This is a genomic window from Pseudoflavonifractor sp. MCC625, from assembly GCF_018784545.1.
Classification (GTDB): domain Bacteria; phylum Bacillota; class Clostridia; order Oscillospirales; family Oscillospiraceae; genus Pseudoflavonifractor_A; species Pseudoflavonifractor_A gallinarum.
In genome coordinates, this window is sequence record NZ_WQOJ01000010.1 from 189,867 (window position 1) to 214,240 (window position 24,374).

Below are 24,374 nucleotides of genomic sequence, written 5' to 3' on the forward strand. Positions count from 1 at the left end.
TCCCGGACTGCCGCCACGAGACCGCCTTGTCTCTGTCTTATTCCAGATCTTCACTGTCCAGGACCAGCTGGGCGGTCTGGCTCATCCGCACGCCGTGGTCCATACTGTTTTTTTGCAGGAACCGGTGGGCCTGCTCCTCGGTCATGCCGTTGCGGTCCATGAGCAGGTGCTTGGCCCGGTCCACCAGCTGCTGTTCCTCGGTGGGACGCCGGGGGGCGAGGATCCGTTCCAGACGGTGCCCCATCCGCAGAAGCATCTCCACCGTGGTGAGGAGGTCCCGCCGGGTGACGGGGGTGGGGAGACGAAAGAGCTCCACATTTTCCAGCAGTTCCAACAGATTCTGTGGGGCCAGGACCAGAACGGAGCAGAACGGGGGCAGATCCTCGGCCAGCAGCTGGGCGGACTGGTCCCGCAGCTTGTATCCGCACACGACCGTGGTGATGCGGCGCTTGCACACCATCCGGCGCACCTGGTCGGCAGAGGTACAGAGGAGACAGGCGGCGGTGCCGGAGCTCTCCAGAAGCTCTTTGATCCGCCGGGCGGTCTTTTCCTGCTCAAAAGCCAGAATGATCTGCTCCATAGATTCCTCTCCCTCCGGGGGCCGGGCGTGCCGGTCAGTAGTTGATCATGTATTTGTCGCACTCCCAGGAGCTGACGCGGGTGCGGTATTCATCCCACTCCTTGACTTTTCCGGCGATGTAGTTTTCCGACACGTGCTCGCCCAGGGTGTCCAGAATCAGGGGGTCGGCCTGCATGGCGCGGATGGCCTCCTCCAGCGAGCCGGGCAGGCTCTCGATGCCGTGGGCCTCCCGGGTAGCCTGGTCCATGACGAAGATGTTCTCAGTCACCTCGGCGGGGGGCGTCATGCCCTGCTCGATGCCGTCCAGTCCGGCGGCCAGGCAGACCGCCAGCTCCAGATAGGGGTTGCAGGCGGGGTCAGGAGAGCGCAGCTCCACCCGGGTGGACTGGCCGCGGGCGGCGGGAATGCGGATGAGGGCGGAACGGTTGGAGGCCGACCAGGCCAGGTAGCAGGGGGCCTCGTAGCCGGGCACCAGCCGCTTGTAGGAGTTGACCAGGGGGTTGGTCACGGCCGCCATGCCCTTGACATGGTGGAGCAGACCGGCGATGAAGCTGTACGCCTCCTTGGAGAGGCCCTTCTCCCCGTCGGGGTCGTAGAAGACGTTCTTCCCGTTGCGGAAGAGGGACATGTTGGTGTGCATGCCGGAGCCGTTGATCCCGAAGATGGGCTTGGGCATGAAAGTGGCGTGGAGCCCGTTGCGCTGGGCCAGGGTCTTGACCGCCAGCTTGAAGGTCATGATGTTGTCGGCCGCCCGCAGGGCATCGGCGTATTTGAAGTCGATCTCGTGCTGTCCCTGGGCCACCTCGTGGTGGCTGGCCTCGATCTCAAAACCCATCTGCTCCAGCGCCATGCAGATCTCCCGGCGGGTGCCCTCGCCGTGGTCCAGAGGGCCCAGATCGAAGTAACCAGCCTCATCGTTGGTCTTGGTGGTGGGCTTGCCCTCGTCGTCGGTCTGGAAGAGGAAAAACTCGGCCTCGGGGCCTACGTTGAAGGCGTCGTATCCCATGTCGGAGGCCCGCTTCAGGACCCGCTTGAGCACACCGCGGGGATCCCCTGCAAAGGGGGTGCCGTCCGGGTTGTAGACGTCGCAGATGAGACGGGCCACCTTGCCGTGGCTGGGGCGCCAGGGGAAAATGACAAAGGAGTCCAGATCGGGGTAGAGGTACTGGTCCGACTCATCGATGCGGACAAAACCTTCGATGGAGGAGCCGTCGAACATGATCTGATTGTTGACCGCTTTTTCAATCTGAGATGCGGTGATGGCGACATTTTTCAGTTGACCAAAAATGTCGGTGAACTGGAGGCGGATAAACTCCACATCTTCATCCTTTACCATGCGGATGATATCTTCTTTGCTGTACGACATGCAAGACTCCCCTTTCGGACTTTCATAAAACAAAAACAAAGGCGAACCGACCTTTCGGTCAGAACGCCTTTGCTCTGAACTATGGGCGAAAGTATAGTCCTGTTTTTTGAAGATGTCAATAGTTTTTTTAATATTTTTTGAAAATGATTTTTTGAGAGAAATCCAAACAAAATAAAACTAATAAGTTTATAACATTCATATTTTAGGCTGGAGCGTGCAGCTGTGGTCTTGACAGGAGAAGGGGAAAGTATATATAATCATGTCGGACAGCAAGGGCGCTGCGGAATTTAACCGCAGCGCCCTTGTCTCTTTTTGGAGATGGAACGATGGAGGAGGAATCAGAATTGTCCATCCATGAAGAATGCGGGATCTTTGGCATCTGGGACCCGGCCGGAGACTGTGCCCGCACCGTTTATTATGGCCTCTACGCGCTTCAGCACCGGGGGCAGGAGGCCTGCGGGATCGCCGCGATCAATGACCGGGAGCTCTCCTTCCACAAGGATGTGGGACTTGTGGGCGAGGTGTTCGATGCAAGGCGTCTGGATCAGCTCAACGGGACCATGGCAGTGGGCCATGTGCGCTATGCCACCACCGGCGGCAACCGGCGGGAAAATGCACAGCCCCTCACGCTGAAGTATGTGAAGGGGACGCTGGCGGTGGCGCACAACGGAAACCTGGTGAACACCCAGGAGCTGCGCACTGCCTTTGAGTACCGGGGAGCTATCTTTCAGACCACCACCGACTCTGAGCTGATCGCCTATGCCATTGCCCAGGAGCGTCTGCGCTGCAGCTGTGTGGAGGATGCGGTCTGCCAGGCGGTAAAGGGCCTGCGTGGAGCCTACTCCTTGCTGGTCATGTCTCCTCAAAAGCTGATCGCCGTCCGGGACCCCTGGGGATTCCGGCCTCTGTGCATGGGACGGCGGGGAGAAGCCATCCTGTTTGCTTCGGAGAGCTGTGCGCTGAGCGCGGTGGGGGCGGAACTGGTGCGGGAGGTGGAACCCGGGGAGATCGTGGTGGTGGAGAACGGAGAGATCACATCTATCCGGGAAAACTGCGTAAACGCCTCCAGCCATATGTGCATTTTTGAGTACATCTACTTTGCCCGGCCGGACTCCATCCTCTGCGGCCAATCGGTCCACATGGCCAGGCGGCAGGCGGGGCGCCTGCTGGCCCGGTCCAGCCCGGCGGAGGCGGATGTGGTCATCGGCGTTCCGGACTCCGGGCTGGACGCCGCCATGGGCTATGCGGAGGAGTCCGGCATTCCCTACGGGATCGGGCTGGTAAAAAACCGCTATGTGGGGCGCACCTTCATCACGCCCGGACAGCAGAGCCGGGAGCAGGCCGTGCGCATCAAGCTGGGCGCCCTGAGAAGCTGCGTGGAGGGTAAGCGGGTGGTCATGATCGACGACTCCATCGTCCGTGGAACGACCTCCCGCCAGATCGTCTCCCTGCTGCGGGAGGCCGGAGCGGCACAGGTACATATGCGGGTTTCCTCCCCGCCCTTCCTGGCGCCCTGCCATTTCGGAACGGATATTCCGGACCGAGATGAGCTGATCGCCTGCCGCTATTCCATGGAGGAGATCCAGACTCTCATCGGTGCCGACAGTCTGGCCTTCCTCCGCCGGGAGGATCTGCATCAGATGGTTCCGGACGCCACCTGCGGCTTCTGTGAGGGGTGCTTTACCGGTACGTATCCCATTCGTTTTTAAAGGCACAAAATCTGTTGGGGCGTTCCCCGTAAAAAATGGGACACTTTGCTGAAAATGGGACTCCCCCTTGACAGAGCGTCGTCATCCGGCTATAATGCCTAACAACAGCAAGGGCGCTGTGGCATGGGCCACGGCGCCCTTGTCTATTTTTATTAGAAACCAGAGGCAATGAGGGAGAAAAGTAGCGCAGAGGGTCGGTCACAGTGAGCGGGTGAGAATGGAAAACCCGCACCAGAGGCTGCGTGAAGAACACTCCGGAGCAGAAACCTGAACGCCGGTACGGCCATTAGGGGGACCGGGCGCGACCGTTATATCGCACCGGCTTGTCCAGAGCTGGAAAAGGGGCCGTCGGAAGGCGGCAAAGTTAGGTGGCACCGCGGAGCGCAGCATTCGTCCTAAGAAAAGGAGAAGGCTGCGCAAAGAGATCCGGAGGTGCTTTTTTATGTGTTCGATCATCGGTTTTACCCAAAAGACCAGGACGGCGGAGGAGGTGCGGTACTATCTGGACCGGACCCGTTCCCGGGGGCCGGACATGGCCCGTGTGACAGAGACGCCGTCGGGCTGGCTGGGCTTCCGACGCCTTTCCATCATGGGACTGGACGAGCGGGGGATGCAGCCCTTCTCCCTGGGCGCGGATATGGTGGTGTGCAACGGGGAACTCTACGGCTGGAGAAAATGGCGGGAGGCCCTGAAGGGGAAGTATTCCTTCCGCAGTGAGAGCGACTGTGAGATCCTGCTCCCCCTCTACCGGGAGTATGGGGTGGAGATGTTCTCCAAGCTGGACGCGGAATTTGCCCTCATCCTCTACGATGGACAGGAGGACACCTACATTGCCGCCCGGGACCCCATCGGCATCCGGCCGCTGTTCTACGGCTATGACCGGGACGGAGGCATCGTCTTTGCCAGTGAGGCAAAGAACCTGGTGGGGCTGTGCGGAGAGATTTTTCCCTTCCCGCCGGGGCATTACTATTACCGTGGACAGTTTATCCGGTATGCGGACATCGCGCAGACGCCGTGCGACTGCACTGACGATCTGGAGACGGTCTGCCGCAAGATCCATGGCAAGCTGATCGCGGCGGTGGAAAAGCGGCTGGATGCGGACGCGCCCCTGGGATTTCTCCTCTCCGGCGGCCTGGATTCCAGCCTGGTGTGCGCCATTGCCGCCAAGCTCCTGGGCAGGCCCATCCGCACCTTTGCCATCGGCATGGACACGGACGCCATCGACCTCAAGTATGCCCGGACCGTAGCCGACTTTATCGGCGCAGAGCACACCGAGATCATCATGACCCGGGAAGATGTGCTCCGGGCACTCCCTGAGGTGGTAGCCGCACTGGAAACCTGGGACATCACCACCATCCGGGCCAGCATCGGCATGTACCTGTGCTGCCGGGCCATCCGGGAGCGGACCAATGTCCGGGTGCTCCTTACCGGAGAGATCTCCGATGAGCTCTTTGGGTATAAGTACACCGACTTTGCCCCCACACCGGAGGCCTTCCAGCAGGAGTCCCGCAAGCGGATCGAGGAGCTCTATCTGTACGATGTGCTCCGGGCCGACCGCTGTATTAGTGTCCACTCCATGGAGGCACGGGTGCCCTTTGGTGACCTGGATTTTGCCCGGTACGTCATGTCGGTGGACCCGACCCTCAAGATGAACACCTATGGCAAGGGAAAGTATCTGCTGCGCCGGGCTTTTGCGGAGGATAGCCTGCTGCCCGAACAGATCCTCTGGCGGGAGAAGGCGGCCTTTTCCGACGCGGTGGGCCACTCCATGGTGGATGATCTGAAGGAATACGCCGCCGGACAGTACACGGACGGGGCCTTTTTGAGCGGGTGCGCCAGGTATCCTTTCCGGCCTCCCTTTACCAAGGAGAGCCTGCTCTACCGGGATCTCTTCGAGAAGTACTACCCGGGTCAGGCAAAAATGATCCGCGATTTCTGGATGCCCAACCGGGAATGGGAGGGCTGCGATGTGGATGACCCGTCCGCCCGGGTGCTGGGAAACTACGGCGCCAGCGGTTTTTGAGTATAAAATCCATGAAAAAAGAGGGAACAGCACATGACAAAGTATATTTTTGTGACCGGAGGCGTGGTATCCGGCTTGGGAAAAGGGATCGCGGCGGCCTCCCTGGGACGCCTGCTGAAGGCCCGGGGACTCAAGGTGGCCCTTCAGAAATTTGATCCCTATCTCAATGTGGACCCGGGTACCATGAGTCCCTATCAGCACGGCGAGGTGTTTGTCACGGAGGACGGCGCCGAGACCGATCTGGATCTGGGACACTATGAGCGCTTCACCGACGAGGATTTGACGGTGGACTCCTCGGTCACCTCGGGCAAGATATACTGGTCGGTGCTCAACCGGGAGCGGGAGGGGGCTTTTCTGGGCGGTACCGTCCAGGTCATCCCCCACATCACCAACGAGATCAAGGAGCGAGTCTACCGGGTCGGACGGCGTCCGGGCATCGACGTGGTCATCACGGAGATCGGCGGCACGGTGGGCGACATCGAGTCCCAGCCCTTCCTGGAGGCCATCCGCCAGGTGGCGGTGGAGGTGGGACGGCAGAATGTGCTCTATATCCACGTCTCTCTCATTGTCTCCATCCCGGGGACCGGGGAGCTCAAGAGTAAGCCCACCCAGCACTCGGTCAAGGAGCTGCTGGGGTTGGGAATTCAGCCGGATGTGATCCTCTGCCGCTCCGACGCGGAGATCCCCCAGGACATTCGGGATAAAATTTCCCTCTTCTGCAATATCCCGCCGGAACAGGTGATTGCCAATCAGACGGCGCCCATTCTGTATGAAGTCCCGCTCATGCTGGAGCGGGAGGGGTTGGCCAGAGTGGTCTGCCAAAGATTGAAGCTGGGCGGAGCGGATGCGGATCTGAACCAGTGGCGCACCATGGTGGAACGGGCGAAACACCCGCACGGACGGGTGGAGATCGCGCTGGTGGGAAAGTATGTGGCGCTGCACGACGCCTATCTCTCCGTCGCGGAGGCCCTGGCCCACGGTGGGATCGAGAACAGTGTTCAGGTGGCCATCCGCTGGGTGGACTCGGAGCAGCTGAACGATGACAATGCCGCGCAAATGCTGGGCGGATGCGCCGGAGTCATTGTCCCGGGCGGCTTTGGTTCCCGCGGGGTGGACGGGATGCTTTCGGCCATCCGCTGGGCCAGAGAGAACCGTGTCCCATACTTTGGGATCTGTCTGGGCATGCAGATGGCGGTGATCGAGTTTGCCCGCCACGCAGCCGGTCTGGCGGACGCCCATTCCACGGAGTTGGCTTCCACTGCCCACCCGGTCATCGATCTGATGCCCGAGCAGCGGGGGGTGGTCAGCAAGGGTGGGACCATGCGTCTGGGGGCCTATCCCTGCCATATTACCAGCCGGGACACCAGGGCCTTTCACGCCTACGGCACAGAGGAGATCTGGGAGCGGCACCGCCATCGCTATGAGTTCAACAACGATTTCCGGACACTGCTTGTGGAAAAGGGGCTCTGCCTCTCCGGACTCTCCCCGGACGGCAGTCTGGTGGAGATGGTGGAGCTGCCCGGGCATCCCTGGTTTGTGGGCGTCCAATTCCACCCGGAATTCAAGTCCCGTCCCAACAAAGCCCACCCGCTGTTCCGGGACTTTGTAGCCGCAGCGGTTGAGTATGCGGCCAAGAGTGGGGCAAAAGAGGCCGAGACGAGATAACCTGTGGCGGGGCGGACGGATTCTCGATACCGCAAAAGATGTAAAGATGTGTTTATAAAATGAGCGTCTGCCCTCTATGACATCGCACAGCGGGCAGACGCTTTATTGTAGACCGGAGATATGGGGAGTGTGGCGGAGATCAGCCCATCTGATGGAGGAAATGTTCCACATGCTCCATTGCCTCGCTGGCGCTTTTCAGAGGGAACATCTGAAATACATGCCACAGATCCTTCCAGCACTCCAGCACGCAGGGGACGCCGGCCTGGGCCAGTCCCTCCTGGAGCCGAAGGGAGTCGGAGAGCAGGATCTCCCGCTCCCCTACCTGGATGAGGGTCGGGGGCAGTCCCCGCAGATCCCCGAACAGAGGGGAGAACTCAGGGCGGCTCCAGTCTGCGTTGGGGGCATAGGCACTGCGCACGGCATGGATATAATCGGCGCAGAGCATGGGGTCCAGATCCCTGCAGCTCTCATAGGAGTCGCCGGAGGCGGTCATGTCGGTCCAGGGCGAATAGAGGATCAGGCGGCCGGGGAGAAAGCGATCTTCGTCCCGCAGGGTCATCGCCAGTTCCAGCGCCAGGTTTCCGCCGGCGGAGTCACCGGCCAGCAGAATGTCACGGGCGCCCCACCCCTGCCCCATCAGATAATCCCAGGCGGCACGTGCATCCTCCAGCGCAGCGGGATAGGGGTGCTCGGGTGCCAGCCGGTACTGGAAGACCAGAACCGCACATCCGGTGGCCCCCGCCATCTTGGCGGCCAGCACCCGGGCATATCCCAGGTTTCCGCTGGTGTAGCCGCCTCCGTGACAGTAGAGGATGGCCCGGCGCCGGTCGTGTCCCCGCTCCGGACGGACCCAGGCCATGGGCATGCCGTCCAGGGTAAAGGGCTCCCAGCTGAAGCCGATGGGCGGGGAGACCAGCCGCCCCAGGACCTCCTGTCCCAGGCGCTGACGCTTCAGGTCTTCCGGCTCCATGGAGTCGGGCGAGGCGGCGCTGTGGATGGCCTTGAGTGCGGCCATCACGGCTTCGGTCATTTTTGCGTTGACCTTTTCTGTATTTTCACTGTGTGTGCTGGAGATGAGGGAGTTTTTATACATGGGAGCTTCCGCCTTTCTAATGGTGGAGGAGTGGATGGAGGGCTGTTCCTGTGGACAGAGGAGTGGGGATCCTTGGTTCAACAGAGGGTGTCTGAGCGAGAAAAGGCGGTGGTTTTCCACAGCCCGTGGAGATTGCAGTAGGCGTAGGCGGCGATGGGAGACTCACCGCAGGGAAGCAGGAAATCGGCCTGTGGATCGCTGCCGGGGGAGAGATGGCGCAGGTAGAAGCCGTGTTCGGTCTCCAACAGGACCCAGAGGATGGAGTGTGCTTCGGTCATGGGGTGGGGGCTGCTGCCGATATTGAGGATGATCCAGCGGTTGCCCTGCTGTACCACGGGGATGTGCTTTTCCACGGCGCCGTCCGTGGAGCCGGGCTCCAGCAGGGTCATGGGCTGGCCGCAGCAGATCAGCGGCACGCCGGAATCGGTGAGTTTGGTAACTACGTTGCCGCAGTGAGAACAGAAATACAGATTCATAAGAGATCTCCTTTTGATCAAGTGGGGTCGGTAGGGACAGAGTCGGGGGGAGGAGCGGTGGGAAGTTTGCGGGAAGCCAGTGCCGTGGCCAGATCACTCACGCCGTCTGCAATCAGAGCGGCACCGAAAACCATGATGGTCATACGGGCGGCATGGAACGGATTGACGATGAGCAGGATACCCAGGATGAGGGGAATCAGGGAGGAGAGGGCCAGCGGAATGAGGGTAGAGGTCCGCAGATGGAGGGCGGAAAAGAACAGGGGGGCCTTGCCCACTCCATCAATCAGCAGAAGAGCGCCCAGCACCAGAGGGAGGAAGGAGAGGATAGCCTGGGGCCAGAACAGGGCAAAGAGGGAAAAAGCCAGCGGGAGGACGGTGAGGAAGAGGTCACCTCCGGAGCCTTCCCCTGCCTTACGGCTCTGAAGATAGCGGAAGAGATGACTGGCGGCGTAGACGGCGGCTCCGGCGGAGAGGGCCCATACAAAGATCGTGCCGCTGATTCCAGGGAATAGGAGTAGGGGCAGACCCAGGGCCATATAGAGGATGGAGATCCAGATGGAGGCGCTTCGGGTCCAGAAGAATTGAAACATCATAGCAATACCTTGCCTTTCTGCTGCGCCGGATTGCCGCAGCTCTTGCAGTTTGAGTGGAGAGGATGGGGAAAGCTGGTCAGCGGTTGAGGGACCAGACGGTGTAATTCAGATACCCGGCAAAGCTGACCCACAGGAAATAGGGGATCTGCAGCCATGCCGCCGCCCGGCTGACCGAGTGGAAGGCAAAGAGCATCAGCAGGATCAGCAGCCACAGGACCCCGAGACAGAGCAGGGCGGCGAGATAATCCCCGCGGCCAAAGAAGAGCGGGCTCCAGATCACATTGACGGCCAACTGTAACACCCAGATCACCACGGCGAGCGAGGTACCGGGACCGCCTTTTCGGACGACGAGGGCCAGGCCCAATCCCATAAGCAGATAGAGGATGGTCCACACTACCGGAAATACCGCGCCGGGTGGAGTCAGAGGCGAGAGGGCCAGAAGCGGATAGACGGTCTCCAGGCCGTTGCCGGACAGGGTCCAGGAGAACGCCCCTGCGGCCAGCGCCAGGAGAGGAAAGAGAAGCAGTGCGAGTTTTTTCATAGACACCTCACAGATACGCTTAGAAGCGGACAGCACGGCGGCCGGACCAGGATTCAGCCGAGAGTGCAATGGCGGAGACCAACAGATAGACGCCCCACAGTGCGGTCAGGGAAAACCAGCTCACGATCGGGTTGAGGAGAATGACCACGCTCAGGAGCAGATTCAGGATACCGCCGGCCAGGACCCAGCCTGCCCCGGAGAGCTTTGCTTTGTACAGGGCATAAAAGGCGGAGATCTGGATGACGCCGGCAGAGGCGGTGAGGAAGCCTGCGGCATAGGAGAGCGATTCAATCAGGGGAAAGAGACCGGCGGGGCCGGAGAGCGCGATCCACATGGAAAGCCCTGCAAAGAGCATGAGCAGAATCCCGTTGAGAAGACTCCAGCCGCTGCGCTCTCCCTTTGGAACACGGAAAAAAGCGAGGGTCTGAGAGATTCCGTAGAGCAGCAGTCCGGCGGTGATCAGATAGGCGATCGCGACGCCTGCCACGATGGGGGAGAGCAGCAGGAAGAGCCCGAGGCCGCCCAGAAGCAGGCCGGAGAGAAGTCCGCTTTTCCGGTTGATGGGAGCGGCGGGCAGATCATCGAGGATCTGCTCGTAATCCGCATCGTGGATGTCATAGGGAGGACGGGAGGAAGGATTCATAGACAGAACCGCCTTTCTTTAAAATGGGAGAGGTCTGAAGCAGGTGGAGAGAAATGGATCGGCCGGTGTGTCAGCGGCGGAAGGGTGAGCGGGAAGGGTCCGATACAGGGAGTGAAGCAAGTCGATGCTTTCCAGTACGAGGAGCAGGCTGGTGAAAAGAATCACGGTTCCTGCAGGGAGGGTCCGTACCCAGGAAGTGGCCAGGGGGTGAAGAAAGCGGACCAGAACCAGGGAGGAGAAGCCCCACCAGAGGGAGGAATACAGGGAGATGTAGCCGTGGAGCTGAAAAGGAAACCGACTGTAATCCCAATATCGCTGATGAAACATACGCTCCAGGGAAACGCCGGTCCCATATTCCAGTACGGTGGCACTGGCCATGCCGGCCAGGAAGAGAAGCAGAGGGTGAGCGGCAAAGGGGGTGAAGAGAGCTGTGATCAGAAGGGCCCCAAAGCCGTAGATGGGAAGGAATGGGCCGCGGAGGAAACCGCGGTTGGTCCAGCGGCGTGTATGCAGGGAGACATAGCAGGACTCCCAGATCCAGCCAGCAAAGGAATAGAGGAAGAAAAGGAACATGACAGAAGCTGTTTTCATAGGCGGCACATCCAATCCTTTCGAAATCATGGGGCCTTTGCCACTGGGGGGTATATCTATCATGTCATAAATGAGGCAGAAAAACGGTTGTGTAGACAACGGGGGAGAAAAAACGGGAGAAAAAGAGAAAAATACGCAAAAAATTCCCCCGGATAACCATGCGGTTACCGGGGGAGAAAACAATATTCAGACATTTGGGTCGGATTCTTCCGGGGTGAGGGAGAGGGCGTCCAGCAGTTCAAAGGCGTTGCGGTCAAAGCGGAGCAGGCCCTCATCCCGCATTTTGCACAGCTCGTTGGACATGGCGCTGCGGTCCACAAAGAGATAGTCCGCCAGATCCTGCCGGTTGAGCGGGATGGGAAAGACACGGCTTCCAGCCTGGTGGGCCTGGGCGGAGAGATAGTCCAGCAGCCGCTCCCGGATGGAGCGGCGGATGCTGTCCTCCAGCTTTCGGGTCAGCCGCTGGGCGGCCTGGGCCAGCGCCAGGGTGAGGTTTTGCAGAAAACGGATCTGCACCGGAGAGGTCAAAGTGTGTTCTCGCAGAAGCGTGTCCACGGGGAAGCGAAGAAGATCGGTATCCTCCATGGCGATGGCGGAGATGTGCAGGCGGTAGTGTCCCACGGCATTGATGAGGCCGATGGACTCCCCTCTGCCGAGGGTGTCCATCAGATTTTTGTTGCCGTGGATATCCGTGTGGAACAGGTGCAGACGTCCTGTAAGGATCACGCCGACCTCGGAGCATTCTTCCCCATCCTGCAGGGCGGTGGTCCCCTTGGGAAGGTGGGATTGCCGCGCATTCAGGGTGTCCAGAAGTTCCAGACGCTCTTCCAAAGTAAAACTGCGAAACAGAAGGCTCGCATCCAGATAAGATAAAACGGAGGATTGCTCGATCATAAAACACATCGCCCCCAATGACACATTGAGACGGTCGGGCCGTGTTTTGCCCAGCTCTTATCTCTAATGATAAAGGAAAAGGAGGGGGGAAGGCAACGGGTATGGGAAACTTTTTTGGGGAAAAAGATGGCCTGACACAGAGAGAATCCTCCGTGTCAGGCCAATGCTTGCAATATCGGTTTTTAGCAGGACTGGCAGAAAGCCACCGCGGCCTCCGCTGCGCTGGAGGCGTCGGGCGTATACTTGTCGGCCCCGATCTGCTGGCAGAAGCTGTCGGTGACCGGAGCGCCGCCGATCATGATCTTGACCTTGTCGCGGATACCGGCCTCTTCCGCCTTGGCCACCACATCCTGCATGACGTTCATGGTGGTGGTCAGCAGGGCGGAGCAGCAGATGATCTGGCAGTTTTCCTGGATCGCGGTCTGGACATACTGCTCGGGAGAGACGTCGCAGCCCAGGTCGATGACCTCGAGGCCCTTGCCCTCCATCATCATCTTGACAAGGTTTTTGCCGATGTCGTGCAGATCGCCCTTCACGGTGCCAATGCAGACCTTGCCGGTGTTGGTTACGCCGGCATCGGCCAGAAGAGGCTTCAGCAGGGCTGCACCCATGTTCATGGCACGGGCGGCCACCAGTACCTCGGGAACAAAGACCTCGTTGTTCTTGAACTTGGCGCCGATGATGTTCATGCCGTCCAGCAGGCCCTCTTCCAGGATCTGCTTGGCGGAAATACCCTCATCAATGGCCTTCTGGACCAGCTCCTTCACGACCTTCGCCTTGCCGTGCTGCAGGTTTTCAGAGATCTCATTCAAAATACTCATTGCTTTTTCCTCCATATATTTATAAGATTGTAATAAATAAACGGTGATACTGCAAAAAGGTGGGAAAAGGATGTCTGCGAAATCAAAAGAGAGCCTGTTTGATCAAAAAGTTGCTGTGGAATGCGCCAAGGCATTTTCCTGCTCCACCGGACTGGGATGTACGGTATCCGATACGAAGGGCACGGTCCTGTATGAGGCGGGGTATGGATGCGCCTCCTGTGAGCTGTGCGCGGCGCTGGGGCAGGGCGAGGAGCAGTGCCCCAGGGTGCATATGTATGGAATGGTGGAGGCCGAGCGCTTCGGGGGACAGTATATCTACTTCTGCCCCCAGGGGCTCAACTTTTTTGTCTCTCCCATTTTGGGGACCAGCGGGAGCGAGGCCAAAATTACGGCCGGCCCCTTTATCATGGTGGACTATCAGGATTTTGTGGACTGTGAACTGGCAGAGAAGCACTGTGCCGACAGCGAGGCGGTGCTCCGGATCCTGAAGAAAGCTCCCATCATATCGCCTGCAACGGTCAGTCAGCTCTCCACACTGCTCTTTATGGCGGTTGGATTTATGAACAATGTGGCGGCGGAAAATAAACTCCTCTCGGTCAAGCAGTCCGACGATCTCCAGAGTCAGATCAGCAATTATATCGTCCAGCTCAAGGAGACCGAGAATCCGCCGCCCTATCCCTTTGAACTGGAACGCCGTCTGCTCCAGAGCATTTCCCGGCAGGAGAAGAAGGAGGCACAGCAATATCTCAATGAACTGCTGGGGTCCATCCTGTTTTCCGCCGGAGGAAATCTGGCGACCATCAAGAGCCGGACCACCGAACTGCTGGTGCTCATCTCCCGCACGGCAGTGGAGTGCGGCGCCGATCCCACCCAGAGCCTGCGCCTGAATCACGGCTATCTCCAGGCCATCCCAAAGCTGCGGACCATTGACGAACTTTGCTACTGGCTCTCCGGCGTGGTGAACCGCTACATGGAAAGTCTCTTTGAGTTTTCCGATGCGAGACACTCCAACCTGATCCACCGCTGCATTCAGTACATCGGGACCCATTACGGGGAGAAGATCACACTGGAGGAGACGGCCAAGATCGTCTATCTCTCAGCGCCCTATCTGAGCCGGATTTTTAAAGAGGAGACCGGGAGCACCTTTAACGACTACGTGACCACCGTGCGCATCGAGAAGGCCAAACAGCTGATCCGCCAGGGGGATCTCCGGCTGAGCGATATTGCGCTGATGGTGGGCTACGAGGATCAGAGCTACTTTACCAAGGTGTTCCGAAGAGTGGTGGGCTGCTCCCCCAGCGAGTTCCGGAAGAAATGAGGTTCCTCAGGCCTTGGCGGCGTAGAAGTCTTTGACCGCATCGAAGAACGCGTCGATGTTCTCCCAGCGGGACATGGGGGGAATGTCGCAGCCGGAGGAGATCACAAAATTGGGATAGCGGCAGCAGGTCTCCATCAGCGACTGGGTGGCCTTCCGGATGGATGCGGGGGTACCATTGCGGAACTCGGCGGCGGGGTCGATGTTGCCCATTGCCACCACGTCGGGGGGAATGTGGGTCATCATCTCGGCCATATCAATGGCGTTGCCGAAGTGATAGGCGCCCGCCCCGGTGGAGAGGATGGAGTCGATCATCTGGATCGTGCTGTTTCCACAGTTGTGATAGATCACAATGAATTCATCGGTCTGCACGGCGTCTACGATCTCTTTGACATAGGGACTGGAGAACTCCTCGGCAAGGGTGGGGGAGAGAAGTCCGGCCAGAGGCTCGGCGATGACGACGCCGTTGGCGCCCGTTTCCTGATAGGCGCGGCAGTAGTTCTTCAAAAACTCGGTAGACTTTCGGAGAAGCGTGTGAACCATCTCAGGCTCCTCGTAGCAGTAGATCATCGCATCGGTCACGCCCATGAGACGTCCCGCCAGGGAGAAGGGACCGATGACGCCCGCGAGGACCGGGCGGTCCTGGATCATGGTGCACGCTTTCCGCATGGCATCCAGATAGATGCCGGTCCGGCCGCTTCCCACCTCGGGGACGGGAAGGGCCTCCGCCTCCTCCGGCGTGGTGACGATACAGCCAATGACGGTGGGGACCTCATCATCGCTGACCCGGATCTCGCTTCCGAAACATTCCGCCTCCAGGGAGAGGTCCATGAGGCTGACAGCCGCGGCTGAATCTACCCGGTCGGCAATCCGTTTCATTCCATTTGCCTGGGCGTCGCTGCTGGAAATCAATTCCCGTACACTGATATCCATAAGCTGAACGGCCGGGAATGAAAGAATGGGCATGGCTTTTTTGGTCTGATCCAAGCGCATATGGGTGATCCAATCTTTCATGTTTCGACTCACGAGATGTTCCTCCTTGTAACATTAAATTTGGTATGTACTACAAATTTGATAATTCTAATATAGCAAAGTGCGGTCAATCCGTATAGTGCAGTTTTATAATAAAATGGTATTTTCTTAATATAAAATTGAAAAGTACCATAAGGTATACGGCGAAGAATGAGATTATATAGACAAAAATAGTGTATACTCTTTGTGTAATACATGGAAAAGAGAAAGATAAAGTTGACATCAAATGAAAAGAAGTGCTATCCTTCTCTCACAAGGAATACGGTATACCGTATTTAGTGAAGGGAGGAGACCACATGACATTTCCTTATCAGGCGACCGCACAGCAGGTGGAAACGCTGCGGCAGCTGGCAAGGACCTATCTGGAGATCGCGGCCGATCCCAAGCAGGAGGCGCGCAGAGAGCTGTGGCGCAGGCACAACGCACTGGAGCATACCAGAACCCCGATTCTCTGCTCCTGGCTGTGGAGCAGCAACACGGAGTGGAACCTGCTGCGGGATGAATGTGTCTGCACCGGAGGGATTCTGCTCTTTATCGAGCGCTGGCTGCGCAACCGCATCTTCCAGGATACCCTGGGAGATGATATGGTGCTGGAGCCCTGGATTCCCATCCGGGCGGTCCTGCACGGTCCCAATGATACCGACTGGGGCATGTACACCGAGAGCGGCATGAATCCCTTTGAAAACCTGTGGGGAGAAAATCAGACCTTTAAGCGGGACGGCGACGCGTGGCAGGCGGTTCCCTTTGTTGAGAGCTCCAAGGATATCTATGAGCGGCTCCATCCGGTCCACCACAGGGTCAACGAGGAGGCCACCGCCAAGCGCCTGGAATACCTCAATGAGATTTTTGACGGGATTTTGCCCATCCATATGGATCGGAACTCCATCTACCGCTCCACGTACGGCGGATGTGATCTCTCCGAGGCCCTGGGCAAGTTCATCGGCATTGAGAATATTTACTATTTGGTGTATGATGATCCAGAACTACTCCATGAACTGGCATCTTTCATGCAGAAAGCCGTGCTTGCCAACTTTGAAGAGGCGGAGCAGGCCGGAGACTTCCAGCCGGACGGCACCATCAACGCCAACGTAGGTATGCCGTATACTGCGGGGATGGAGGACCCTGCCTGCGGACAGAAAGGAAAGCTCATGTCCGAGCAGTGGATCTTTACCCATGGGCAGGAGTTTGCCTCGGTCTCGGCCCAGATGCACAAGGAATTTTTGCTGGACTATCAGATCCCCATTTTGTCCAAATTCAAATATGCCAGTTATGGATGCTGTGAAGACTTGACTCATAAGATCGATATGCTGCGCAGTATTCCAAACCTGCGGCGCATTGCCGTGGCGCCTACCGCCGACCTTGCAAAATGTGCCGAGCAGATCGGGACGGATTACTCCATCTGCTGGAGACCCAGCCCCGCCTGCGTGACCGTCAGCTTTGATGAGGAGGCCATCCGCAAGCAGATCCGCAAGGGCCTGGAAGAGAGCAAGGGCTGCATTGTGGACATCATGCTCAAGGATATCATGCATGTGGACGGAGAGCCCTCCAGACTCAAGCGCTGGGTGGAAATTGCCATGGATGAGGCGGAGCGCATCGGATAAGGGCCCCGCGAAGCATGCAGATTCGGCCATAGGAGTTGTCTCACAGAAGAAATGATCAAAGAAAGGGACGGCTCACCATGGACGGAACATACAAAATTGCAGTAAAGACAAAGAGCGAACTGGCTTTTGATACCCTGCGGGACATGATCATCAGCGGTCAGATCGAGCAGAATCGGATCTATACGGTGGCAGAGCTGGGGAAAATGCTGGACATCAGCCGTACACCGCTGGCCAAAGCGCTCTCCCGGCTGGAGGAGCAGGGAATCATTGAGTTGGTCACCAAGGCGGGCGTGATGGTCCTTCCGCTGCGTGTGGCGGATCTGGAAGAGCACTCCCATCTGGTCACACAGGTGGCAAAGTTGGTGGTAGAGTGGGTGACAGAGCGGTGCACCGGGGAGGAGATCCAGACGCTGCGGCCCATTGTGAAAAACATTCGCCGCGCCGTTGAGACACTGGATCAGGAACTCTATTTTGCCGCGTCACGGAGTTTTTATCTGGAGATGTGTGATCTGGTGCAGGCGGAACACTGCCATCGTTTCTTTGAAAATTACAGCGACTATGAGGGGTGGTATTGCTATAAGCTGGCAGAAAACAAACAGGCGCTCTTGTCCCTGGCCGAAGACCACGAGACGCTGATCGAGGCCATGTGCGGCGGGGATGTGTCGATGGCCCTGTATGTCTGTGAGCTGCATAAGGAAAAATGTATCGCGCTCCTGAAACGTCATGCAAATCCGGAAAACATCATTCAACTTTCCTGTAACTGAGCGGCGGCCCAGTGGTGCCGCCGGATTGACAAAGGAGGAAACCTGTAATGAAACACTGGATTTCCATTGGAATGTCGGCAGCACTTCTTTTCTCTTGTATCAGTTGTAGTTCTGGAGGAGCGAGTACATCTGAGCCCCCCGAATCGGGAGAGCCCAGTCGTGCATCAGAGGTCAAAATTGGTATGCTGATTCCCGGATCTCCGACCGATGGGGGATTCAGTCAGCAGGGAGCCGAAGCCTGCAAGGCCATTGAAGAGACCTATGGTTATGAGGTGTCGCTGGTGGAGGCTGCCACAGCGGACAGCATCAAGCAGGAAGCGGAGAATATGGCAGCAGAGGGCTATAAGATCGTCTATGGCCATGGCGGACAGTGCACGAGTCCCTTTGCCGAGATCTCACCGGATTATCCGGACACCTGGTTCATCACCCTGGGCGGTAATGTGGTCACAGAGAACCAGTTCCCCGTCTGTTTCTGCGGCGAAGAGGGGTTTTATGTCACCGGAGTAATAGCCGGAATGATGAGCAAGACGGGAAAGATTGCCGCTACCCTGGGCGGCGACTATCCGGCCTATACAAAGGCCACCACCGGCTTCCGTCTGGGAGCGGAGAGCGTAAATCCGGATGTGGAATGTTCCGTGGCGGTATTGAGTGCCCCCGATCCCAATGAGGCCTATGAGACCACGTTGAATCAGATCAATATGGGGGCCGATTTTATTCTTGGAAACTGCAATGAGGGGCAGATCGGCGCCCTGAAGGCGGTCTCGGAAAATCCCGGGGTTTATGCCATCGGAAGCCTGGGTGACTTTACCGATCAGGCGCCGGAGAGTGTCCTTGTAAACGTGGTCGGAGACTTCAATCGGGGCTATCTCGAGGCCACGGAAGCTGTGATGAGCGGAAGCATTGAAGAACCAGAGATCATGTTCCTGACCTTTGCCAATGAATGTGTTTCTCTGGTATGGAATGAGGAACTCAAGGCGCAGATACCCCAGGAAGTGGTAGACGCCGCGGAGCAGGCAGTTCAGGACATTATCGATGGGAAGATCGATGTCCCGAACGAGTATGAGTTGGACACGGTGGAGTGACCGTCTGTTTTAAAATATGGTTTGCTGGCTGTTATAGCCAGCAAACCATATTTTTTGACAAATAAGCCGCGGGAGTTCTCTGTCGTAAAGAACTCCCGCGGCTTATCTTATAAACAATTATCGTTCCCCGGTCAGTTGGGCGGCCAGAAGCGCGTTGGCGCAGATGGACTCAAATTGGATCTGGGAAGAGTATCCGTCGGTCAAACGATCAAAGGCGGCATTGGCAGCGGGATGATACTCCCGCCCCTCGGCCTCGGCCTGCTTTCCGGCGGCAATACCCTCCGCCAGCAGGGAGAGGTCCCCGACTCGCTTGTGAACGGGAATGGGGTGGAGCAGGAGTAGCCGGCCGTGCTCCCGAGGGAGCGTTTCTCCGCTCCAGGTGCCGGAGAGCGGCACGTCGGCGCTCTGGAAGAGATAGCCGGTGCAGCGGTCCCCTCCGATTCCCAGAACCTGCACGCCGGAGTCGGTCAGCCACTGAATGGTGGCCGGGATATCCAGCATGTCCTTGGGGGAGGTGGAGAGCAGCGCCACCGGAATATCCCGGAGAGCCGGAAGGTCGGGGCAGAGGGCCTCGCTGTGGATCTCACCGATGCCGCCCATGCCGCAGGTCACGGCCAGCGGGAGCCCCATCTGCTGGCAGACGGCCATGGTTCCCGAGGCAGTCAGTGCACCGGAAAGTCCCTCCTCCAGTGCGGCGGGCAGCCGGTCATAGCTGATGCGGCACAGCTCCGAAGCGCGGTCCCGGAAGGGGAGAAACTCTGCCATGGAGCCGATCACCACCCGCCCGGCATCCACCCAGGCAATGTTGTCCAGTTCCTGGGGCCAGCGGCGCAGCATCTCCTCATTGGAGATAGACACCAACCCATGGGTGAGCAGTGCCGATTCAATCAGAAACGAATGCATTACTTCCAGCCTTCCAGGTCGTTGACGTTGTCCACGGTGACCAGGGTCAGGGGCAGGTAGATGTTGTTCTCAAAGGTCTCGCCCTCGTTGAGCATCACCGCCATCTGAAGCGCGGCCTTGGTGTACCGCTCGCTGGAGTAGGACATGGAACCGGTCATGGTGCCTGCGCTGATGGCGGCACGGGCGTCGTCGGTGAAGTCCACACCGTAGACCAGGACGCCCTCCTTACCCTCCGCGGTGAGTGCCTCCACGGCGGCCAGCGCCATGGTGTCGTTGCAGCAGAAGATGCCCTTGAGGTCGGGGTACTCGGTGATCAGGGCCTTGGTGGCGTCATAGGCCAGCGTGGCGTCCCAGTCGCAGTTCTGCACCGCCACCAGATCGATGTTGTCGGTGGCCTCAAAGACAGACTTGGCGCCGGAGGTGCGGCCCTCACTCTGGCCGGCACCGGCCAGACCGGCCAGGATGGCGACCTGTCCGCCGTCGGGCAGACGGGAGATCATGTCGTTGGCCACGGTCTCACCCTGCTCGGTAAAGGCCACAGTGATGGTGGCATCCAGATGACCGCCGGCCTCTTCCAGCGCATCCACATCCACGCCGGGACCCAGGTTGATGACCTTGACGCCGTTCTCGTTGCACTTGACGATGCCGGGGATCAGGTTGGTGCCGTCGATGGGGGAGACAATGATGACGTCATAGTCCATGTCGGCCATGGTCATCAGCACGTCCAGCTGGGAGGCGGTGTCGCCCTCGGTGGTGCCGGTCTGCACATCGATGTCGATGCCCATCTCCTCACCGGCGGCTTCGTAGTAGTTCTTCATATTGACCCAGAAGGGGTTGGTGAGAGAGATCACCACAGCGCCCACCTTGATGTCGCCAAACTGCTCGGGCATGGTGCCGATCTGGGCCTCCATGGCGGCGTCAAACTCCTGATAGAGCTGCTGCACGGTGGGGGAGAGGCCGCTGTCCGCACCTTCACCCTCCGGGGCGGGGGTGGCGCTGACCACGGGAGTGCTCTCCTCCGGGGCGGGGGTGCCTTCCACATTGGCGGAAGAGCCGCAGGCGGCCAGGCTGAAGAGCATTGCAGCCGCCAGCAGAAGGGAATACCATTTTTTCATCATCTTATATCCTCCTGTAAGACAGATTATGATAAAGGAAGCTCTTTCCTTTATACCAGTTGGATCAGCCGATACGGCTTTTGCGCTCCCGGAACTCCGCAATGACGACCGCGCACAACAGCATGGCGCCGGTAATGAACTGCTGGTAGTAGGAGGAGACGCTCAGAATGGTCAGGCCATTCCGGATGAGTCCCATGAGAAACACGGCAATCACAGTACCGGGCAGATTGCCCCGGCCGCCGTGCAGTGCGGTTCCTCCCATGATGACGGCGCAGATGGCATCCATCTCCATATTGAGGCCAGCGTTGGCCTCGGCCGAGTTGAGCCGGGCGGTGACAATGATGCCGGCCAGCGCGGATAAGACGCCCATCAGCACAAAGACCGAGACCCGGTAGCGTCCAATGGGCACACCGCTGCGCTTGAGCGCCTCCGGGTTGCCGCCTAGGGAGGTCACATAGGTGCCCCAGCGCATGTGGTAAAAGAGAGGGATGAGCAAGACAATGACCAGAAGAGCCATGGTGACGCCCGACTCCATACCAAAGAGATCGCCGCAGCCAAAGGAGCGGAAACCCTGGGGCAATTTGGTGATGGGAATACCCTGAGTGGCAATGAGGGAGAGGCCCCGGTACAGAAAGGCGGTGGCCAGGGTAATGATAAAGGCGTTGATGCGGGTAAAGTGGATGAGCAGGCCATTGATAGCCCCCATGATTCCGCCCAGAGCCAGGGCGAGGGGGATGGAGAGTCCAACCGACAGTCCGCCCTTCAGTGCCATAGCGGTGCAGATGGCGCTGAACGAGAGGATGGATCCCACCGAGAGGTCAATGGCGCCGGAGGAGATGATGCACATCATCCCGCAGGCCAGGAGCAGCCGGTAGGAGTTGGCCTCCAGGATATTGACCACGTTTTTCAGGGAAAAGAAGGACTGGGTCTGTATGGACAGAAAGACCATCATGGCCAGGCATACCACCAGGAGCAGCAGGGAGGTGGACTGTCTGGAGCACCAGCGTTTCAGAGCGATCATACTTCCTCCACCTCGCTTTCCCGGCGCAGGATCAGGTCCTGAAGGGCGTCGATGGTGGTATCCGCCGTGGCAGCTCCTGCGATGATATGTCCGGAGCGCAGTACATAGATGAAATCGGCCAGGGCAAAGACCTGGTGAAGATTGTGACTGATGATGAGCTGGGTCATACCGTGCTCCCGGAGGCGGGAGAGCATTTGGAGCGTGCTGTGGCTCTCCTGAATGCCCATGGCGGCGGTGGGCTCGTCCAACAACAGGACCGAGCCCGGGCGGCGCAGGGCACGGGCAATGGCCACCCCCTGACGCTGTCCGCCGGAGAGATGGCTCACGGGCTGGGTCAGGTCGGGGATCTGTACATGGATGTCCTCCAGAAGCTGCCTGGCCTCCTCTGCCATGGCGCGCCGGTCCAGAAAGGGACCGCGCATGCGCTCACTGCCCAGAAAAATGTTCTCCACGCTGTTTTTAAAATTATCCAGTGCCAGGTCCTGATACACGGTCCGGATGCCCAGTTCTATGGCTTGGGGGATGGTGAGACCACGATAACTGCGTCCACCGATCCGGATCTCCCCCCGGTCGGGTCGGAGGTTGCCGGAGAGAATTTTGATCAGGGTGGACTTACCGGAGCCGTTATCCCCCACGATAGCGGTGATCGCCCCTGGCCGTACGTCCAGGGAGACGCCGTGAAGGACCTGGATCTGCCCAAAAGACTTAAAAACCTGGTTGATGGAAAGGATACTCTGTTTCATATTCACATCCGCTACACTGATTGACGAAAAGCAATGTTACCGTTTTCTATCATAGCAGTGTGCCGAAGGAAGTTCAAATTGACAAATAAAATAAATAGATAAAGTGATATAGATAAAATAAATAGAACGCAGAATTTGGGCGCGCAGCGGAAAGGATGATTCCAGCACTTTTTTCGGGAACTGTTGTAGATCACAGAGTAAATATCGGGTGGTATAGCAAGGCACCGTACTCCTTCTGGAGCACGGTGCCTTGCTGCTTTAAAAGGAGGAATGCTTACTCTTTCTGTACCGAGGGGTCTTTGCGGATTGTCTGGACAACTGAAACCATGGTGAATATGAGTATGAAAGCAAATGGGAACGCGGAAACAATGGACATCGTTTGCAGCATATCCAGACCTTTGCTGGTACAGACCATCAGGACCAGCGCGAGCGCTGCCTGGAGCACGCCCCAGACCAGCTTTCGGCTGAGGGGAGGATTCAGATCTCCATTGGAGCTGAGCATACCCAGCACGAATGTGGCGGAATTGAAGGAGGTGATAAAAAAGGTACACAGCAGAACCAGGAATACCACCGACAGAATGGAGGAAAGCGGATAATGCCGCAAAACGGCAAAAAGTGTTCCGGCGGTATCGGAGACTAATTCACGGGCAGCCTCTACGCCGATCTCACGGCCGACGTCGATTCCCATAGAGCCAAATATGGAAAACCACAGCAGGGATGCGCTGGAGGGAAGGAACAGGACTCCGGCGATGAATTCCTGTACGGTGCGGCCTTTGGAGATGCGGGCAATAAATCCACCGATGAAGGGAGCCCAGGCGATCCACCAGGCCCAGTAAAAGACGGTCCACTTTCCATACCAGCTACTGGTATCGCTGAAGGAGCCTGTCTCCAGTGCGCTGGACGGAAGGGTCTGGATATATACGCCAAGCCCTTCGACCCAGTGACACAGGATCTCCCGGGTGGGCCCCAGGAGCAGACCGCAGACGGCCAAGAGGCCTACGATCATGTTATTCAGATTTCCGATGCGCTTGATGCCTTTTTCCATTCCGGCTGCCGTGACCACCAGACAGGCGATGGTGATGATTACCACGGTGGCGATCAGGACGGGCTTGGATTTCGGCAGGCCAAACACAGCGTTCAATCCGCCGTCGATCTGCATGGCTCCCAGTCCCAGGGAGGTGGCGATCCCGGCAGCGGTAGCAAAGATGGCCAGGATATCGATCCCTTTCTGGAGGATGCGGCAGGTTTTGTTGTCCCCTGCCAAGGCAGGAAATACGGAACTCACCAGACCGGGCTTTCCCTTGCGGAACTGGAAGTAAGCCATACCGAGTCCCAGGACACAGTAGGCAGCCCAGGGATGGAGCCCCCAGTGGAGGAACGCCTTCTGAAAGGCAAAACGGGTTGCTTCTGCGCTTCCCGGCTCTATACCCGGCGGAGCAGCCCACACACTCAGCGGCTCCGCCACACCCCAGAAAACCAGACCGATCCCGGCACCGGCCGAAAACAGCATTCCGAACCAGGCCGCGTTGCTGTACTCCGGCCGGGCATCATCTGCGCCCAGTCGGATTTTACGATATTTACTGAAAAAACCGATCCAGATAGAAAAGATGACAAAGGCGCTCATAGCCAGCATATAGAGCCACGAAAAGTTGACGGACAGGAAGGTGAAGGCAGTATTTGCCGCTGCTTCAAACAGACTGCCCGACAGCACGGCCCAGAGTACCAATGCCACAATGAGAATCACAGAAATGGTATAGGTTATGTTCTTTTCGCGCTTTGGCTTGTTCATAAAATTCCCTCTCG

23 protein-coding genes are annotated in these 24,374 nt (G+C 58.3%); 8 read left to right on the plus strand and 15 right to left on the minus strand.

The genetic code is table 11. The features are described 5' to 3' along the window. Positions 1-37: 37 nt before the first annotated feature. Positions 38-580, minus strand: a complete 543-nt coding sequence (locus GPK94_RS03805; RefSeq protein WP_186964208.1) for an ANTAR domain-containing protein — start codon at positions 578-580, stop codon at positions 38-40. A 34-nt stretch (positions 581-614) separates the two neighbouring features. Next, entirely contained in the window at positions 615-1,946 is a 1,332-nt protein-coding gene (gene glnA / locus GPK94_RS03810; RefSeq protein ID WP_195279035.1) for a type I glutamate--ammonia ligase, read from the minus strand. Between the two features lie 326 nt (positions 1,947-2,272). On the opposite strand from glnA, the gene purF reads away from it, so the two are divergent. From purF to GPK94_RS03825, 3 genes are all read left to right on the plus strand, one after another. Next, positions 2,273-3,655 carry an amidophosphoribosyltransferase gene (gene purF / locus GPK94_RS03815; RefSeq protein ID WP_215654543.1) on the plus strand — a complete coding sequence of 461 codons (1,383 nt, stop codon included), beginning with the start codon at positions 2,273-2,275 and terminating at the stop codon, positions 3,653-3,655. A 442-nt stretch (positions 3,656-4,097) separates the two neighbouring features. After that, positions 4,098-5,678, plus strand: a complete 1,581-nt coding sequence (asnB, locus tag GPK94_RS03820; RefSeq protein WP_215654546.1) for an asparagine synthase B — start codon at positions 4,098-4,100, stop codon at positions 5,676-5,678. 33 nt (positions 5,679-5,711) lie between these two features. Then, a complete protein-coding gene (locus GPK94_RS03825; protein WP_215654548.1) occupies positions 5,712-7,343 on the plus strand; it encodes a CTP synthase in 1,632 nt (543 codons plus the stop codon). 139 nt (positions 7,344-7,482) lie between these two features. Here GPK94_RS03825 and GPK94_RS03830 read toward each other — a convergent pair whose 3' ends face one another. From GPK94_RS03830 to GPK94_RS03850, 5 genes are all read right to left on the minus strand, one after another. Then, the gene (locus tag GPK94_RS03830; RefSeq protein ID WP_215654550.1) at positions 7,483-8,436 is read right to left on the minus strand and encodes an alpha/beta hydrolase; all 954 of its coding nucleotides are present in this window, start codon (positions 8,434-8,436) and stop codon (positions 7,483-7,485) included. Between the two features lie 77 nt (positions 8,437-8,513). Then, positions 8,514-8,912 carry a desulfoferrodoxin family protein gene (locus tag GPK94_RS03835; RefSeq protein WP_195279025.1) on the minus strand — a complete coding sequence of 133 codons (399 nt, stop codon included), beginning with the start codon at positions 8,910-8,912 and terminating at the stop codon, positions 8,514-8,516. A gap of 17 nt (positions 8,913-8,929) precedes the next feature. Then, complete coding sequence (locus tag GPK94_RS03840) at positions 8,930-9,505, minus strand: DUF308 domain-containing protein (protein ID WP_101692124.1); 576 nt, start codon at positions 9,503-9,505, stop codon at positions 8,930-8,932. A 76-nt stretch (positions 9,506-9,581) separates the two neighbouring features. After that, entirely contained in the window at positions 9,582-10,046 is a 465-nt protein-coding gene (locus GPK94_RS03845) for a TspO/MBR family protein (protein ID WP_215654552.1), read from the minus strand. Between the two features lie 19 nt (positions 10,047-10,065). Then, complete coding sequence (locus tag GPK94_RS03850; RefSeq protein ID WP_101692122.1) at positions 10,066-10,689, minus strand: DUF308 domain-containing protein; 624 nt, start codon at positions 10,687-10,689, stop codon at positions 10,066-10,068. A gap of 111 nt (positions 10,690-10,800) precedes the next feature. Between GPK94_RS03850 and GPK94_RS15940 the strand changes: the two genes are divergently transcribed. Next, positions 10,801-11,436: a hypothetical protein gene (locus GPK94_RS15940; protein WP_252192502.1), complete on the plus strand. Its 636-nt coding sequence runs from the start codon at positions 10,801-10,803 to the stop codon at positions 11,434-11,436. Positions 11,437-11,466: 30 nt separating this feature from the next. Here the strand turns inward: GPK94_RS15940 and GPK94_RS15945 are convergent, their stop codons facing one another. Next, complete coding sequence (locus GPK94_RS15945; RefSeq protein ID WP_252192503.1) at positions 11,467-12,174, minus strand: Crp/Fnr family transcriptional regulator; 708 nt, start codon at positions 12,172-12,174, stop codon at positions 11,467-11,469. Positions 12,175-12,356: 182 nt separating this feature from the next. Next, the gene (locus tag GPK94_RS03865; protein ID WP_215654556.1) at positions 12,357-12,995 is read right to left on the minus strand and encodes a corrinoid protein; all 639 of its coding nucleotides are present in this window, start codon (positions 12,993-12,995) and stop codon (positions 12,357-12,359) included. A 70-nt stretch (positions 12,996-13,065) separates the two neighbouring features. Between GPK94_RS03865 and GPK94_RS03870 the strand changes: the two genes are divergently transcribed. Then, a complete protein-coding gene (locus GPK94_RS03870) occupies positions 13,066-14,313 on the plus strand; it encodes a helix-turn-helix domain-containing protein (protein WP_215654558.1) in 1,248 nt (415 codons plus the stop codon). A 6-nt stretch (positions 14,314-14,319) separates the two neighbouring features. On the opposite strand, the gene GPK94_RS03875 is transcribed toward GPK94_RS03870, so the two are convergent. Beyond that, on the minus strand, positions 14,320-15,336 hold the full coding sequence (locus GPK94_RS03875; RefSeq protein WP_215654560.1) for a uroporphyrinogen decarboxylase family protein: 1,017 nt from the start codon (positions 15,334-15,336) through the stop codon (positions 14,320-14,322). Positions 15,337-15,638: 302 nt separating this feature from the next. Between GPK94_RS03875 and GPK94_RS03880 the strand changes: the two genes are divergently transcribed. The 3 genes from GPK94_RS03880 to GPK94_RS03890 all read left to right on the plus strand — a co-directional run bounded on the left by GPK94_RS03880 (position 15,639) and on the right by GPK94_RS03890 (position 18,789). Continuing rightward, on the plus strand, positions 15,639-16,943 hold the full coding sequence (locus GPK94_RS03880) for a hypothetical protein (RefSeq protein ID WP_215654562.1): 1,305 nt from the start codon (positions 15,639-15,641) through the stop codon (positions 16,941-16,943). A 77-nt stretch (positions 16,944-17,020) separates the two neighbouring features. Continuing rightward, a complete protein-coding gene (locus tag GPK94_RS03885) occupies positions 17,021-17,707 on the plus strand; it encodes a GntR family transcriptional regulator (RefSeq protein ID WP_215654564.1) in 687 nt (228 codons plus the stop codon). A 182-nt stretch (positions 17,708-17,889) separates the two neighbouring features. After that, complete coding sequence (locus GPK94_RS03890; RefSeq protein ID WP_215654566.1) at positions 17,890-18,789, plus strand: BMP family protein; 900 nt, start codon at positions 17,890-17,892, stop codon at positions 18,787-18,789. Between the two features lie 117 nt (positions 18,790-18,906). Here GPK94_RS03890 and GPK94_RS03895 read toward each other — a convergent pair whose 3' ends face one another. The 5 genes from GPK94_RS03895 to GPK94_RS03915 form a co-directional block, all read right to left on the minus strand. Further along, on the minus strand, positions 18,907-19,692 hold the full coding sequence (locus GPK94_RS03895) for a pseudouridine-5'-phosphate glycosidase (RefSeq protein ID WP_215654568.1): 786 nt from the start codon (positions 19,690-19,692) through the stop codon (positions 18,907-18,909). Beyond that, positions 19,692-20,810 (minus strand): substrate-binding domain-containing protein, encoded by a 1,119-nt coding sequence (locus GPK94_RS03900; protein WP_252192504.1) that lies wholly within the window; start codon positions 20,808-20,810, stop codon positions 19,692-19,694. Before GPK94_RS03900 ends, GPK94_RS03895 begins: the two co-directional genes overlap by 1 nt. A gap of 61 nt (positions 20,811-20,871) precedes the next feature. After that, positions 20,872-21,828, minus strand: a complete 957-nt coding sequence (locus GPK94_RS03905) for an ABC transporter permease (protein ID WP_101692118.1) — start codon at positions 21,826-21,828, stop codon at positions 20,872-20,874. Then, the gene (locus tag GPK94_RS03910; RefSeq protein WP_215654573.1) at positions 21,825-22,571 is read right to left on the minus strand and encodes an ATP-binding cassette domain-containing protein; all 747 of its coding nucleotides are present in this window, start codon (positions 22,569-22,571) and stop codon (positions 21,825-21,827) included. Before GPK94_RS03910 ends, GPK94_RS03905 begins: the two co-directional genes overlap by 4 nt. Positions 22,572-22,845: 274 nt before the next feature. After that, positions 22,846-24,360 carry a BCCT family transporter gene (locus tag GPK94_RS03915; RefSeq protein ID WP_215654576.1) on the minus strand — a complete coding sequence of 505 codons (1,515 nt, stop codon included), beginning with the start codon at positions 24,358-24,360 and terminating at the stop codon, positions 22,846-22,848. Between the last annotated feature and the right edge of the window lie 14 nt (positions 24,361-24,374).

Excerpts from the sequence above, each read along its gene's own strand:
- GPK94_RS03805 (WP_186964208.1), bottom strand. The coding sequence starts at position 580 with ATGGAGCAGATCATTCTGGCTTTTGAGCAGGAAAAGACCGCCCGGCGG.
- glnA (WP_195279035.1), bottom strand. The coding sequence starts at position 1,946 with ATGTCGTACAGCAAAGAAGATATCATCCGCATGGTAAAGGATGAAGAT.
- purF (WP_215654543.1), top strand. The coding sequence starts at position 2,273 with ATGGAGGAGGAATCAGAATTGTCCATCCATGAAGAATGCGGGATCTTT.
- asnB (WP_215654546.1), top strand. The coding sequence starts at position 4,098 with ATGTGTTCGATCATCGGTTTTACCCAAAAGACCAGGACGGCGGAGGAG.
- GPK94_RS03825 (WP_215654548.1), top strand. The coding sequence starts at position 5,712 with ATGACAAAGTATATTTTTGTGACCGGAGGCGTGGTATCCGGCTTGGGA.
- GPK94_RS03830 (WP_215654550.1), bottom strand. The coding sequence starts at position 8,436 with ATGTATAAAAACTCCCTCATCTCCAGCACACACAGTGAAAATACAGAA.
- GPK94_RS03835 (WP_195279025.1), bottom strand. The coding sequence starts at position 8,912 with ATGAATCTGTATTTCTGTTCTCACTGCGGCAACGTAGTTACCAAACTC.
- GPK94_RS03840 (WP_101692124.1), bottom strand. The coding sequence starts at position 9,505 with ATGATGTTTCAATTCTTCTGGACCCGAAGCGCCTCCATCTGGATCTCC.
- GPK94_RS03845 (WP_215654552.1), bottom strand. The coding sequence starts at position 10,046 with ATGAAAAAACTCGCACTGCTTCTCTTTCCTCTCCTGGCGCTGGCCGCA.
- GPK94_RS03850 (WP_101692122.1), bottom strand. The coding sequence starts at position 10,689 with ATGAATCCTTCCTCCCGTCCTCCCTATGACATCCACGATGCGGATTAC.
- GPK94_RS15945 (WP_252192503.1), bottom strand. The coding sequence starts at position 12,174 with ATGATCGAGCAATCCTCCGTTTTATCTTATCTGGATGCGAGCCTTCTG.
- GPK94_RS03865 (WP_215654556.1), bottom strand. The coding sequence starts at position 12,995 with ATGAGTATTTTGAATGAGATCTCTGAAAACCTGCAGCACGGCAAGGCG.
- GPK94_RS03870 (WP_215654558.1), top strand. The coding sequence starts at position 13,066 with ATGTCTGCGAAATCAAAAGAGAGCCTGTTTGATCAAAAAGTTGCTGTG.
- GPK94_RS03880 (WP_215654562.1), top strand. The coding sequence starts at position 15,639 with ATGACATTTCCTTATCAGGCGACCGCACAGCAGGTGGAAACGCTGCGG.
- GPK94_RS03885 (WP_215654564.1), top strand. The coding sequence starts at position 17,021 with ATGGACGGAACATACAAAATTGCAGTAAAGACAAAGAGCGAACTGGCT.
- GPK94_RS03890 (WP_215654566.1), top strand. The coding sequence starts at position 17,890 with ATGCTGATTCCCGGATCTCCGACCGATGGGGGATTCAGTCAGCAGGGA.
- GPK94_RS03895 (WP_215654568.1), bottom strand. The coding sequence starts at position 19,692 with ATGCATTCGTTTCTGATTGAATCGGCACTGCTCACCCATGGGTTGGTG.
- GPK94_RS03900 (WP_252192504.1), bottom strand. The coding sequence starts at position 20,810 with ATGATGAAAAAATGGTATTCCCTTCTGCTGGCGGCTGCAATGCTCTTC.
- GPK94_RS03905 (WP_101692118.1), bottom strand. The coding sequence starts at position 21,828 with ATGATCGCTCTGAAACGCTGGTGCTCCAGACAGTCCACCTCCCTGCTG.
- GPK94_RS03910 (WP_215654573.1), bottom strand. The coding sequence starts at position 22,571 with ATGAAACAGAGTATCCTTTCCATCAACCAGGTTTTTAAGTCTTTTGGG.
- GPK94_RS03915 (WP_215654576.1), bottom strand. The coding sequence starts at position 24,360 with ATGAACAAGCCAAAGCGCGAAAAGAACATAACCTATACCATTTCTGTG.